Origin of the sequence: Xanthomonas hortorum (assembly GCF_024339125.1) — a bacterium.
In the GTDB taxonomy this organism is placed as follows: domain Bacteria; phylum Pseudomonadota; class Gammaproteobacteria; order Xanthomonadales; family Xanthomonadaceae; genus Xanthomonas; species Xanthomonas hortorum.
In genome coordinates this window covers 1338963-1351571 of sequence record NZ_CP101417.1, presented here as the reverse complement: position 1 = coordinate 1351571, position 12609 = coordinate 1338963, and the positions used below count along the sequence as shown (strand labels likewise).

Annotated in this window: 9 protein-coding genes; 7 read left to right on the top strand and 2 right to left on the bottom strand. The window is 60.4% G+C overall.

Annotated features, from left to right (window positions below; genetic code table 11):
* Positions 1–53: 53 nt before the first annotated feature.
* A complete protein-coding gene (locus NMB96_RS05730; protein WP_152025472.1) occupies positions 54–311 on the bottom strand; it encodes a hypothetical protein in 258 nt (85 codons plus the stop codon).
* Between the two features lie 2 nt (positions 312–313).
* On the opposite strand from NMB96_RS05730, the gene NMB96_RS05725 reads away from it, so the two are divergent.
* The 5 genes from NMB96_RS05725 to NMB96_RS05705 all read left to right on the top strand — a co-directional run bounded on the left by NMB96_RS05725 (position 314) and on the right by NMB96_RS05705 (position 7687).
* Complete coding sequence (locus NMB96_RS05725) at positions 314–2770, top strand: penicillin acylase family protein (RefSeq protein WP_023901974.1); 2457 nt, start codon at positions 314–316, stop codon at positions 2768–2770.
* Between the two features lie 520 nt (positions 2771–3290).
* Complete coding sequence (locus tag NMB96_RS05720) at positions 3291–3641, top strand: SymE family type I addiction module toxin (RefSeq protein ID WP_255086472.1); 351 nt, start codon at positions 3291–3293, stop codon at positions 3639–3641.
* 111 nt (positions 3642–3752) lie between these two features.
* A complete protein-coding gene (locus tag NMB96_RS05715) occupies positions 3753–3977 on the top strand; it encodes a hypothetical protein (RefSeq protein WP_183086578.1) in 225 nt (74 codons plus the stop codon).
* A gap of 175 nt (positions 3978–4152) precedes the next feature.
* Positions 4153–4815, top strand: a complete 663-nt coding sequence (locus NMB96_RS05710) for an imm11 family protein (protein WP_023905879.1) — start codon at positions 4153–4155, stop codon at positions 4813–4815.
* A 43-nt stretch (positions 4816–4858) separates the two neighbouring features.
* Positions 4859–7687 (top strand): XVIPCD domain-containing protein, encoded by a 2829-nt coding sequence (locus NMB96_RS05705; protein ID WP_255086471.1) that lies wholly within the window; start codon positions 4859–4861, stop codon positions 7685–7687.
* Positions 7688–8052: 365 nt separating this feature from the next.
* Here NMB96_RS05705 and NMB96_RS05700 read toward each other — a convergent pair whose 3' ends face one another.
* Positions 8053–9033 carry an IS5 family transposase gene (locus NMB96_RS05700; protein ID WP_183086603.1) on the bottom strand — a complete coding sequence of 327 codons (981 nt, stop codon included), beginning with the start codon at positions 9031–9033 and terminating at the stop codon, positions 8053–8055.
* Positions 9034–10419: 1386 nt separating this feature from the next.
* Here NMB96_RS05700 and NMB96_RS05695 point away from each other — a divergent pair.
* Positions 10420–11400, top strand: a complete 981-nt coding sequence (locus NMB96_RS05695; protein ID WP_183086593.1) for an IS5 family transposase — start codon at positions 10420–10422, stop codon at positions 11398–11400.
* Between the two features lie 182 nt (positions 11401–11582).
* On the top strand, positions 11583–12563 hold the full coding sequence (locus NMB96_RS05690) for an IS5 family transposase (protein WP_183086593.1): 981 nt from the start codon (positions 11583–11585) through the stop codon (positions 12561–12563).
* Positions 12564–12609 lie beyond the last annotated feature (46 nt).

Sequence of the window (12609 nt, the reverse complement as noted above, 5' to 3'; positions counted from 1 at the left end):
TGTGAAGGCAGCAATGCGGACGCGTTGCAGTCGTTGGCTGATCGACGCACGCTTCACGCGCGCTGCGCGCCGAGATGGGTGATGGAAGACTGCACGCCCGCGCCCAGCCAAACGGTGCAAAAAGCCTGGTACTGGCGGCGATGATCGCCGGTTGAAGATGCGGCCAGTGCTGCAGCTGCGATTCGTTTTTCGCGCCGGTGGTTCTGCGGCAACCGCACGCAACACGCCACAATGCCGCAGCCTGCGCGGCTGCCGATGGGATAACGAACATGCCGCTGAACACCGCCCTTTTCACCCGCAAGGTGTGCCACGCATGATGTCGACACGCAGGATCTCGATAGGCACGATCTCGATAAGCACAACAGTGCTGTGGTGCCTGGTGGTGTGCCAGCTGATGCTCGACAGCGCAGCGGCGGCCCAACCGACGCACGCCACGCTGACCGTTGCGGGGTTGGAACAGCCCGCGCAGATCCGCGTGGATCGCTGGGGCGTGGCGCACATCTATGCCAAAACGGACAACGATGCGTTTTTCGTGCAGGGCTTCAACGTGGCACGCGACCGCCTGTTTCAACTGGACCTGCTGCGTCGCAAAGGGCTTGGTCACTTGTCGGCGGCGTTCGGGCCTGCCTATGTGCAGCAGGATCGCGCCGCGCGGCTGTTTCTGTATCGCGGCAGCATGTCCGAGGAGTGGAACAGTTACGGGCCCGACGCGCAGCGCGATGTGACGCGCTTCGTTGCCGGCATCAATGCCTACATCGATTGGTTGGGCGCCCATCCGCACGCGCTGCCGTATGAATTCCGCACGTTCGTGTATCGCCCGGAAAAATGGGCGCCGGACGATGTGCTGCGCATCCGCACCACCGGCTTGAGCCGTAACGTCAAAAGCGAAGTGGCGCGTGCAAAGGTTGCGTGCAAGGCCTCGCTTGCCGTCGATGCAGTGCGCCAGAAGTTGCAACCGGCCTGGACCACCCGCGTGCCCGAGGGGCTGGATCCTTGCCTTCCGGATGACGTCTTGAAGGTCTACGAACTGGCCACGCAAAGCCCCAGGCTCAGCGCCGACACGCACGTGGCCGACGCGCCGACAACGCCACTGCGTCCAGGCGAGGACGCCTTCGCCGAAGGCAGCAACAACTGGGTCATCGCACCGCAAAAATCGGCCACCGGCCACGCGGTGCTGGCCGACGACCCGCATCGCGCCTACAGCGTTCCCAGCCTGCGCTATTTCGTGCATCTCAACAGCCCGGGGCTGGACGTCATCGGTGCCGGCGAGCCGACTGCACCCGGTATCGCGATCGGCCACAACCAGCGCAGTGCGTTCGGGCTGACCATCTTCAACATCGATCAGGAGGACCTGTACGTCTACCGTCTGAATCCGGCCGACAACGCATCGTATTGGTACAACGGCAAGTGGGAGCCGCTGCACACCGAACCCGCCTCCATCGCGGTGCGCGATACCGCGGCGGTCACCGAGCAGCTGCAATTCACCCGCCACGGGCCGGTGATCTACGTCGATGCAGACAAGCACATCGCCTATGCGATCCGTTCGGTGTGGAGCCAACCGGGCACGGCCCCCTACCTGGGGTCCTTGCGTTATCTCAGAGCGGACTCGTTCGAACAATTCAAGGACGCACTCGCACATTGGGGCGCGCCGTCGGTGAATCAGGTCTACGCAGACGTCAAGGGCAACATCGGTTGGGCCACTGCCGGCATGACGCCGCGCCGCGTGCAGTCCGACGGCTTGCTGCCGGTGCCTGGCGACGGCCGCGACGAGTGGAACGGTTTCTGGGACGCCGATGTGCTGCCGTCATCGAAGAATCCCGCAGCAGGCTTCATCACTACCTCCAACGAAATGAACCTGCCTGCCGGCTACCCGTATGCGCAGCGCAAGATCGGTTTCGAATGGGCCAACGACGCGCGGCATGCGCGCATCACCCAGGTGCTGTCGCAGCTGCCAACGGTGAGCGTGCAGGATTCGGAAAAACTGCAGAACGATCAGGTGTCGTTGCTGGCGCAGCGGCTGGTCGCGTTGATCAAGCCGCTGCACGCGCAAGATGCCGCCACCACGGCGGCGCTTGAGTTGCTCAAACCCTGGGATGGCACGGTGAGCGCCACCTCCGCTGCCGCCGCGTTGGAAGAGGTGTGGTTCAGCCGCTATCTCGGCGATGCCTACAAGGCGCTGGTGCTGCGCCCCTCCGAGGCGGCCACCTTCGACATGCCGGATGCAGCGGTGTTGATGGAGGCACTGGAACACCCCGGCGCCGCGTTCGGCCCCGCACCGGCCGCACGCCGCGATCAACTGCTGCTGGAGTCGCTACGCAGCGCCTATCAATCGCTGGTCGACCTGCACGGGCCGGATCCTGCGCAATGGCCGTGGGGCAAGCTGCATACCAACAAGGTCACGCACGCCATGAGCGCGGCGGTCGGCACCGATCATGCGCTGCTGGACGTGGGCCCATTCGCCAAGGGCGGCAGCCCGTATACGCCCAATCAATCCAGCTACGACCCCACCACTTTCCGCCAGACCATCGGCCCGTCTGCACGGCTGATCATCGACCTGGGCAACTGGGATAACTCGCGCGCCATGAACTACCCCGGCCAATCCGGCGACCCGGCCAGCCCGCACTACCGCGACCTCGCACCGATGTGGTTGCAGGGTAGCTATTTCCCGTTGGTGTACACGCGTGCGGCGGTTGATGCGGCGACCGAGCAGGTCGTGGATCTGGTGCCGGCGCAAGCGCCAGGTTCGACGCAAGGCGGTCATCCCAACTGAGAGCGTCCAGATCTCCATCTCTGGCAGCACGGCAGAAAGCGTTCGTTCGATATGGAAAAATAATGCCCTCTTGATCTGGCAGACTGGCTCGGAGTTCTCGGCTTGTCTACGGAAGCTCTGTCACGTTCACCCCCCAAGGCGTTGGCGAGTTTGGTAATTGCCTGAGTAAATATGGGATCAGAGCTATTTTCCAAACACCTCATCAATGTGAGTGGCAGCGTCACGAGATGTTGATCAACGCCACGCATCTGAACCGGTTGACATCCAAGCGAACCGGCAGCAATCTCCACTCTAAGGAGCGTAGAAACTCCTCTAAGAGCGGTACCCACCTCCGTCAAACCGGTGGGTTTTTTGTGCCTGCAGTGTCTTGTGGGCGCAACCGGCGCGATGCCTGCGTCGGGAGGGCGGCTAATACAACACCCTTCGGGGAAATACGCCCGCCGACTCTTAGCGGTTTCTAACCTCCCGACATCCCGTCGCCACCCGGCGGCGGGGCCTGTTCGTCAAGGAGGGCTTTGCCATGCGTCGATCCACGTCCCGTCCCACATCCCCACGCAAGCGCGCCACGGAGCTGCCGCCCACCGAGATCGGCTGGCACTCGCTCGACCCCTCGATCAAGCCACGGCCCTACGTCGAGCGCACCCCCATCCCCCAACCCCGCACCGAAGCCCGGCCCCCACGCCCCGGCCACCCGCGTGCCCCGCACCGCTGCACCGTCGGCTACGGCTACTACCCCGCCAGCGACCAACGCATCCCCACACTGCGCCTACGCGGCCGCTGGCTGGAACAACTGGGCTTCACCATCGGCAGCAAGCTCCACATCCGCCTGCGCAATGGCGAGCTGGTCGTCAGCGTCGCACCTACGGACTAACCAGGTGCGCCGCGCACGCGCAGCACGCACCCGCACGCCCCGCGCCGAGCGCAACGCACCAATCGCCACACCGTGCGCGCTCCCCGCTCCCCGCGCAGAGGAGGGACACAGATGGAGCACCCCGCCATCGTCTTGCATCTCACGCTGGACCAACGCGACCAGCTCGACCGCCTGCTACGCACCCTCATCGCTCATGGCGACGTCATCGCCATGAGCAAACCGGAGTGCCTGGAGGCACAGACCCTGCCAACGTTGGGACAAGCCGTCTTCGATGCAGCCTATGCCGTGCGCGAGATGCTTGAGCAGCGGGTGGAGCAAAGGCCGGGCGAGCCTTAATGAAAGCAGGCTTTTGTTATAGAAGTTAATTTGATGCCGGCGTTAGCCAAGATTTTCATACGCCAGTTCGGCCCCTCAAGGAGGTTTTTCGAGTAATCCACTGATAGTCCGCTCGTTGCTCTAGAATCGCTTAACAAAGTGATAAGCCGAGATGCACAACGCAACCGCATCCACGATGGAAGCCGCCATGAACGACCAGACTGCAATTCCCGTTACGATTTCCAGCGTTTCCTACAAAGGGAAATTCTTTGTCATCGAACCTAGTTTCTGGAGTAACGGTCAGGGCCCAGGCCTGGAGATCGCCAACGAAGAGAAGCTTCTTCCCCCAGGCATGAATACGATGGATCCCCCTAACGGCGAAGTCGGCCAGTATCCAGAAAGACCACACCTGATTCATGTGCCCGAGCTAGGTGGGATGCCGAGGGATTTCGAGGAGCTTGCAGGCATCTGGATCGTTTCGGAAGCCTTGAAGCGCGTGTTCGAATCTGTCGATCCTGCGGGTTTTGCTTTCGCGACCTGCGATTTTACGCTCGCTGATGGCTCGCCTGGCCCCCAATACTTCTTGTGCGACGTGGTGCGTTCGCTCGATGCACTGGACGAGCAAGCTTCGCGTGTGAAGATCAAGTACGAGCGGGATCATGACACCGGTGAAGACATCAAGTTCTACAGTGTGGCCGGTGGCGCCAGTCTCGTTTTCAAGGAAGAAGTCATAGCAGATGCGCACATTTTCCGGCAGACGCACATTGGAGCCGAACCTATCTGTGACCGTGTCTTGTTTGATGCATTGACCGCCGCGAGTCTGAGCGGCGTACGTCTGCGCGACGCCGCAGACCTATAACTCATCAATCCTTAAAACGGATATTCGCGCGGGAGTTTCGCCAATGGCTGACACACCGGCTTTTCAAGGACACCATGTCGTCGAACAAGGGGCTTTTAAACAAAGTCGACTACTTCAGTCGCTTTCCAAAAGCGGCTTGTTCGATCTCCATGGCCCCAGCAACATGCTCAACTTGCCTGCCGATCAGGCGCTGGCTGCCAAGATGGGATTGTCGCCCCACCCAGGGGGTCCGCTCGGAGCCTACACAGACGAACTTAGAACTGCGCTTAGGGACTTGGAGGTGTCGCCTGATGGCCGTGCGACCTTGCGAGGCGACCAAGCAGCAGCGCAACGCATAGCGGCTCGAGTCAATGGTCTGACCGATACCCTCAAGGTCGGGCTGGTCAACGGCGATCTTGTGACCAATACGCCTCAAGGCATGACGCCGGAACAGGCGAACGCAAAGATCAGAACGTTCTTCGGTGATGTCGACGGCTACCAGCGCAGCCATGCTCCCCAAATCGCCGAAATGGGAAAGATGTCAGCAGCAGAAGCGCGCTGGGCGGGGGTCACCCAATCGGAGGGCAACATCAAACTTGCGCTGGATGCCGCCGATCAGCCGGGCGCCTCTACGCTTAGTGAGAGATGGGGCGGGCGGCCGTCTCTTGGCACGGCGATCGCGGAGGCAAACCAGGCGGGTCACTTGCCCCTTTCAGACCCGCTTGCAGCGCGGTTGCGCGTTGCCTTTCCCCATGAGATGCCACCGATCATTGCGCGGCCGCCAGTTGTTCCCCGAATGCCGGGTGTCCCAGGCGAAGGCGGCATTGTTGCGGGCGAAGCCGCCGCAGCAGAAGCAGCTGGATTGCGAGGACCCGGCGCCCGTGTTGCCGGTGCTGCGGGCGTGGCGCTCATGGCTTACGACTTCGCCGTGACTGGCCATCGTGTGGTCCAACTGCAGACGGCGGGCAACGAGACGGCGGCCCAATCGGCGGCCACCCACTTCGTTGGCCGCAATGCCGGTGGTATCGCTGGTGGCTTCCTGCTTGGTGCTGGTTACGGCGCCGCCACCGGCTCATGGACGGGGCCGGGAGCGTTGGCCACCGGTTTGGTTGGCGGCGTGGCCGGCGCCTATCTTGGCGAACGCTGGGCCGAGCAGCAGGACATCAAGCGGATCTACACGCAACCAGACGGCAGCGGCAACGAGTGGACACGCAATCCGGAAGACGCCCAAGGCGCGTGGACACGCACGGTGCGTGCTCCAACGCCAAACGGCGGCTATCAAGAGACGCGCTTGCTTGCCGCCGGCCGCTTGGTCGACGAGCTGAACTACCGTGCTGCCAACGACTCGTACTCGCTCGGCTTGGGGAGCTCGCCGAAGCCGCAAGACCCATACCGCCTTGATGCCAGCGCCGAAACCCGGCCACCGCGCGAACCGTTCGAAACGGGGCGCGACTACGTACGCGATGCCCAGACAGGGCAGTGGCAAGTTGAAATCCGGGAGAACATCGACGGCAAGATACCTGTGACGCGTAACGCACCGGTCAGCCCTGAGCGTGCGACCGAGTTGGATCGGCAATCGCAAACCGTGATCGCGCAGAACGCGGCCAACACACCGGAGGCGACCGCAGCGCGCTATCAGATTGCCTACAACCAGTTTGGCTGGAACGAGTTCACCTCCCGCGAACCGGTGCCACCTGTCATTGCCAATGCCCGCGCACAACCACAGTCACTGCAGGCCTCCGACGGCAACGCTTACACCCGTGATGCCAGTGGCGAATGGAGCACGCCAGGAACGTTTTACGGAACGAACCAGGCAACCGGCAACACGCGCGAGGAATTGAACCGCACGTTGCAGAGTCAGCAGGCCGGGCTTCAAGACATGGCGTCGATGGCGGAAGTAGCACGCACCCATCCCACGCCGACGCAAAGCGACTTGCGCAGCCAGGTAGCCGGTGTCTACGCCCGTGCCGGCATTACACGCACCGACGAGCAGATCGACGCGGCGACCTCGGCGGTCGCACAAGACCACGCGCGTGATACTGGTCCAAAGATGCCGTTCTTCCTGCAGCTACAGAAAGACGGTTCGATCGCCACGGTGGTTGGCCAAAATGACGACCGCATGGAGATCAGGGCGACCACGACAGCAGCCGAGATATCGCAAGCGCAAACGCAGCAAGCCAGGCCTGTGGAAACTCCCCAACCCAGTGCTCCTACGCAAGCGCCTCAGACACAACAACCTGCAACGCCGTCGTTGGAAGCACCTTTACCTAGTGCGCCTTCGTCACCAACCGTGCCAGGACGGTCGTCCTCTCTGGACGACGGCCAGACACAAGAGCGTGGAGCCTCTACGAGCACGATTGCAGGGCAGGGTGCTGCCCCGGCAATGCAACTGAGCGCGCGCGCCACTGCATCGCAGGATCCGCCGATTGACGATCAGCCATCCGTAGACCGTCAGAGCGCTGTTGGTCCCAAACCGCAAGACGCCGCGTTGGTGGAGCAGATACGTTTGTCCATCGCCAAGCTCGATGAAAGCGCCAACAAGGCTTGGGACGAGCGAAGCGATCGCATGGTCGCGAGCGCTTACAAGCTGGCGGTAGAAGCGGGATTCAAACCCGGCGACAACGTGGACGTTGCGTTGAACGTGCCCACCGATAAGCTCCCAGGGGGAGTCACGATGTTCGTGATGCGTACCGGCCCTGGAGCCTCTCCGGATCCTTTCGCCAACCGCGCAAATATGCCGACACAAGAAGCAATCACCACATCGTCGGAACAACAATACCTCGTCGCCAATCAAACACGTGATGCGCAGGAACAGACACGATTGCAAGAGCTCGCGCAAGCGCGTGATCGCGGTCCTGATGATCCGAGCAAGAGCGGGCCGAGGATGGTGTGATTAAACTCAGAGCGTGTCATCAGTCTGAAGTCTTACGTACCGCGCACTACATGTCACTTAATTGTCACTCTTTAAGATTGATCGCGCGAGTCAAGTGCCAACATTCCTCTGACTCGGACGAGCTGCCCCAACGCTTTGTGGCGGGTGCTAACACGATGCAAATCGTCGAAGCCGATCTGAGACCTTGCAAGCGTAGATCTATACGCAACGCCGCTCGTGCGCGTCGTTGTGCTTCGATGCAGCGGCCTAAGGATGGTCTGATCAACGGCATCGGAGGATGAGCCTAACCACATCGACCAGGCTGACGGCGCTCAGATCCTCGATTTTTTTGCCGTTTCCGGCGCGTTTGCAGGGTGTTGCCCGGGTTACAGGCGCACGCTCCCCATCGTCGGCAGTAACTGCTTTCGCTTCATCCACAGGTTCGATAGCGCAAACAAGGTCAGCACCTGCGCGGTGTTCTTGGCCAGGCCGCGATAGCGGACCTTGGTGTAGCCGAACTGGCGCTTGATCACCCGGAATGGATGCTCCACCTTCGCGCGCACGCTGGCCTTGAAGTGTTCCCAACGTCTTTCCCGAGCACGCTCGCGTTTGTTGCCGAGGGCTTGCATCGTCGAGGGCCTGGCGGCGATGAAGAATGCAGCCTTGCAGGCCTGCAGTTCTTCGCGTTTGTCCGCACCGGTGTAGCCGCTATCGCCGAACACGCTGTCTTCTTTGCCATGCAGCAACGTGTGCATCACCGTGACATCGGCGACGTTGGCGGCTGTGCAATGGACGTGGTGCACCAACCCGGAAAATTCATCCACGCCGATGTGCGCCTTCATCCCGAAATACCACTGATTGCCCTTCTTGGTCTGATGCATCTCAGGGTCGCGCGCGTTGTCGGCATTCTTGGTCGAACTGGGCGCCGCGATCAGCGTCGCATCGACGATCGTGCCCGACCGCAGGCTCTGGCCCTTGCGCGCCAGATGCGCGTTGACCGCTTCCAGCATCCGCGCGGCAAGGCCATGGGTCTCCAGCAGGCGCCGAAAGTTGAGAATCGTGGTCTCGTCCGGAACGTTGTCCAAGCCACCGAGCTGGGCAAACCGCCGCAAGGTCGGGATCTCGTGCAGTGCTTCTTCCATCGCCGGATCGCTCAGCGCATACCACTGCTGCAGCAGATGAATCCGCAACATCGTCGCCAGTGCGTACGGCTGCCGACCTGGCCGGCCCGATACCGGATAGTGCGGCGCGATCAGACCGAGCAGTTGCTGCCACGGAACCACCTGCTCCATCTCGGCCAGAAAGATCTCGCGCCGGGTCTGCTTGCGCTTGCCCAGGCCCTCAGCGTCACCGAACGTCAGTTGCATGGATCACTCCTCAACATCAGGCGGGTAGTGTCGCGTATCTGTGGTGCGTTGTTCAGAGGTTCCCTAAAGCAGAAGAGCATATCGGTTGAAAATTGCATTGATGCCATCGAACTGACTGGAACTGTCGCGCTGGTGACCAGGGCGAACAGCGGGATTGGGTGGCGACAACAGCCTCCCCAGCCAATGCTCGGTCAATGGGAGCCAGTCTTCGTCAGCATGGCTGAGTGCTGAAAATGCGGCATACAGGAGGAGCTTTCGCCGTAGTTATTAAAAAAATCCCTGGAACAATAGAGCGCCCGGTACCTCACTGTCAGATGCTGCCGGCAGCGTGGCCTCAAGCACTTTCGTCTTCTGCCGAATCACACAAACGGATATATCGAGAGAAGGTGAAAGCGAATCTTTGTGCTTAACCGCGTCTGCATGCCAATCCTCTTCTCTTCATGCACGTTTCCAATCCACGGCAGTGGTTTGTTCAAAAAGATATTCCCCCTAAAGGCTCACTTCTGCTATCGCGGGCTGAGTTATCTAAATAATCATCTACATCGAGCGCTATTAAAGATCAGCGCGGCTAACCGTAAGCAAAGAGGGCATGTGCATCTTCCAAGAAGAGCTGAAGGTCGCAACTGTTGTAGTGAACCAACGCAGGCGGATACATGCCGTAGTCACCAGAATGTGCAGCAGCATTCATGATTTGATATGACTGATAAATTCCCACAAGTATAGAGAACCAATTTCGCTCACTAGTTGTGTAATCGCCTCGTGGCCGGAGGGTCACTGCAAGGTAAGATGGCTTAAGCAGCCTCTCGCCTATTGGCATATGAAGGCCAAGATTTTTTGCTGCCTTCGCTAGATTATCAATATTCTTTGACAAAAATATTCGTAGCATGTCAGTGACTATTGATTTTGTATTTTTAGACGCATTAGGTCGGTATCCTCGGGGCATAATGATAGTACTTAAGTGGGCTTGGTAATCGGCAGTGACCCTAGACATGTCCACACTTTCTTTATCAAGGAGAATGCAGATAAATGCATGTGCCTGCATTGCTCGGTCTGCTTGCAGCGCCTGCAGCGAATTGACTAAGGCTTGCTCCAAGTTAAAATTAACTCTGCGACATGGTCTATCTGCGCCTCAGGGCCGCTTAGGAGTGTCCCTGAGGCCAAGCCAACCAAGTCTGTGAGATAGAAGTGAGTATGTAGACCTGGTCGAATGGGAAACCATGTAGGCAGCGTGATAGGAGAGCCAATCTGGGCCTTGCTAAAGCTCTCTTTCATGAGGACGACGACAGTAATTTTTTCGGGTCTGTTCTTCTTAAAATCCTCTAGGGAACCTCTGAACAACGCACCACAGATACGCGACACTACCCGCCTCATGTTGAGGAGTGATCCATGCAACTGACGTTCGGTGACGCTGAGGGCCTGGGCAAGCGCAAGCAGACCCGGCGCGAGATCTTTCTGGCCGAGATGGAGCAGGTGGTTCCGTGGCAGCAACTGCTCGGTCTGATCGCGCCGCACTATCCGGTATCGGGCCGGCCAGGTCGGCAGCCGTACGCACTGGCGACGATGTTGCGGATTCATCTGCTGCAGCAGTGGTATGCGCTGAGCGATCCGGCGATGGAAGAAGCACTGCACGAGATCCCGACCTTGCGGCGGTTTGCCCAGCTCGGTGGCTTGGACAACGTTCCGGACGAGACCACGATTCTCAACTTTCGGCGCCTGCTGGAGACCCATGGCCTTGCCGCGCGGATGCTGGAAGCGGTCAACGCGCATCTGGCGCGCAAGGGCCAGAGCCTGCGGTCGGGCACGATCGTCGATGCGACGCTGATCGCGGCGCCCAGTTCGACCAAGAATGCCGACAACGCGCGCGACCCTGAGATGCATCAGACCAAGAAGGGCAATCAGTGGTATTTCGGGATGAAGGCGCACATCGGCGTGGATGAATTTTCCGGGTTGGTGCACCACGTCCATTGCACAGCCGCCAACGTCGCCGATGTCACGGTGATGCACACGTTGCTGCATGGCAAAGAAGACAGCGTGTTCGGCGATAGCGGCTACACCGGTGCGGACAAACGCGAAGAACTGCAGGCCTGCAAGGCTGCATTCTTCATCGCCGCCAGGCCCTCGACGATGCAAGCCCTCGGCAACAAACGCGAGCGTGCTCGGGAAAGACGTTGGGAACACTTCAAGGCCAGCGTGCGCGCGAAGGTGGAGCATCCATTCCGGGTGATCAAGCGCCAGTTCGGCTACACCAAGGTCCGCTATCGCGGCCTGGCCAAGAACACCGCGCAGGTGCTGACCTTGTTTGCGCTATCGAACCTGTGGATGAAGCGAAAGCAGTTACTGCCGACGATGGGGAACGTGCGCCTGTAACCCGGGCAACACCCTGCAAACGCGCCGGAAACGGCAAAAAAATCGAGGATCTGAGCGCCGTCAGCCTGGTCGATGTGGTTAGGCTCATCCTCCGATGCCGTTGATCAGACCATCCCTAGGGAACCTCTGAACAACGCACCACAGATACGCGACACTACCCGCCTGATGTTGAGGAGTGATCCATGCAACTGACGTTCGGTGACGCTGAGGGCCTGGGCAAGCGCAAGCAGACCCGGCGCGAGATCTTTCTGGCCGAGATGGAGCAGGTGGTTCCGTGGCAGCAACTGCTCGGTCTGATCGCGCCGCACTATCCGGTATCGGGCCGGCCAGGTCGGCAGCCGTACGCACTGGCGACGATGTTGCGGATTCATCTGCTGCAGCAGTGGTATGCGCTGAGCGATCCGGCGATGGAAGAAGCACTGCACGAGATCCCGACCTTGCGGCGGTTTGCCCAGCTCGGTGGCTTGGACAACGTTCCGGACGAGACCACGATTCTCAACTTTCGGCGCCTGCTGGAGACCCATGGCCTTGCCGCGCGGATGCTGGAAGCGGTCAACGCGCATCTGGCGCGCAAGGGCCAGAGCCTGCGGTCGGGCACGATCGTCGATGCGACGCTGATCGCGGCGCCCAGTTCGACCAAGAATGCCGACAACGCGCGCGACCCTGAGATGCATCAGACCAAGAAGGGCAATCAGTGGTATTTCGGGATGAAGGCGCACATCGGCGTGGATGAATTTTCCGGGTTGGTGCACCACGTCCATTGCACAGCCGCCAACGTCGCCGATGTCACGGTGATGCACACGTTGCTGCATGGCAAAGAAGACAGCGTGTTCGGCGATAGCGGCTACACCGGTGCGGACAAACGCGAAGAACTGCAGGCCTGCAAGGCTGCATTCTTCATCGCCGCCAGGCCCTCGACGATGCAAGCCCTCGGCAACAAACGCGAGCGTGCTCGGGAAAGACGTTGGGAACACTTCAAGGCCAGTGTGCGCGCGAAGGTGGAGCATCCATTCCGGGTGATCAAGCGCCAGTTCGGCTACACCAAGGTCCGCTATCGCGGCCTGGCCAAGAACACCGCGCAGGTGCTGACCTTGTTTGCGCTATCGAACCTGTGGATGAAGCGAAAGCAGTTACTGCCGACGATGGGGAACGTGCGCCTGTAACCCGGGCAACACCCTGCAAACGCGCCGGAAACGGCAAAAAAATCGA

Bases quoted from the DNA above. Each gene is read 5' to 3' on its own strand.
- NMB96_RS05710 (WP_023905879.1), top strand. From the start codon at position 4,153: ATGGAAGCCGCCATGAACGACCAGACTGCAATTCCCGTTACGATTTCC.
- NMB96_RS05715 (WP_183086578.1), top strand. From the start codon at position 3,753: ATGGAGCACCCCGCCATCGTCTTGCATCTCACGCTGGACCAACGCGAC.
- NMB96_RS05700 (WP_183086603.1), bottom strand. From the start codon at position 9,033: ATGCAACTGACGTTCGGTGACGCTGAGGGCCTGGGCAAGCGCAAGCAG.
- NMB96_RS05705 (WP_255086471.1), top strand. From the start codon at position 4,859: ATGGCTGACACACCGGCTTTTCAAGGACACCATGTCGTCGAACAAGGG.
- NMB96_RS05720 (WP_255086472.1), top strand. From the start codon at position 3,291: ATGCGTCGATCCACGTCCCGTCCCACATCCCCACGCAAGCGCGCCACG.
- NMB96_RS05695 (WP_183086593.1), top strand. From the start codon at position 10,420: ATGCAACTGACGTTCGGTGACGCTGAGGGCCTGGGCAAGCGCAAGCAG.
- NMB96_RS05690 (WP_183086593.1), top strand. From the start codon at position 11,583: ATGCAACTGACGTTCGGTGACGCTGAGGGCCTGGGCAAGCGCAAGCAG.
- NMB96_RS05725 (WP_023901974.1), top strand. From the start codon at position 314: ATGATGTCGACACGCAGGATCTCGATAGGCACGATCTCGATAAGCACA.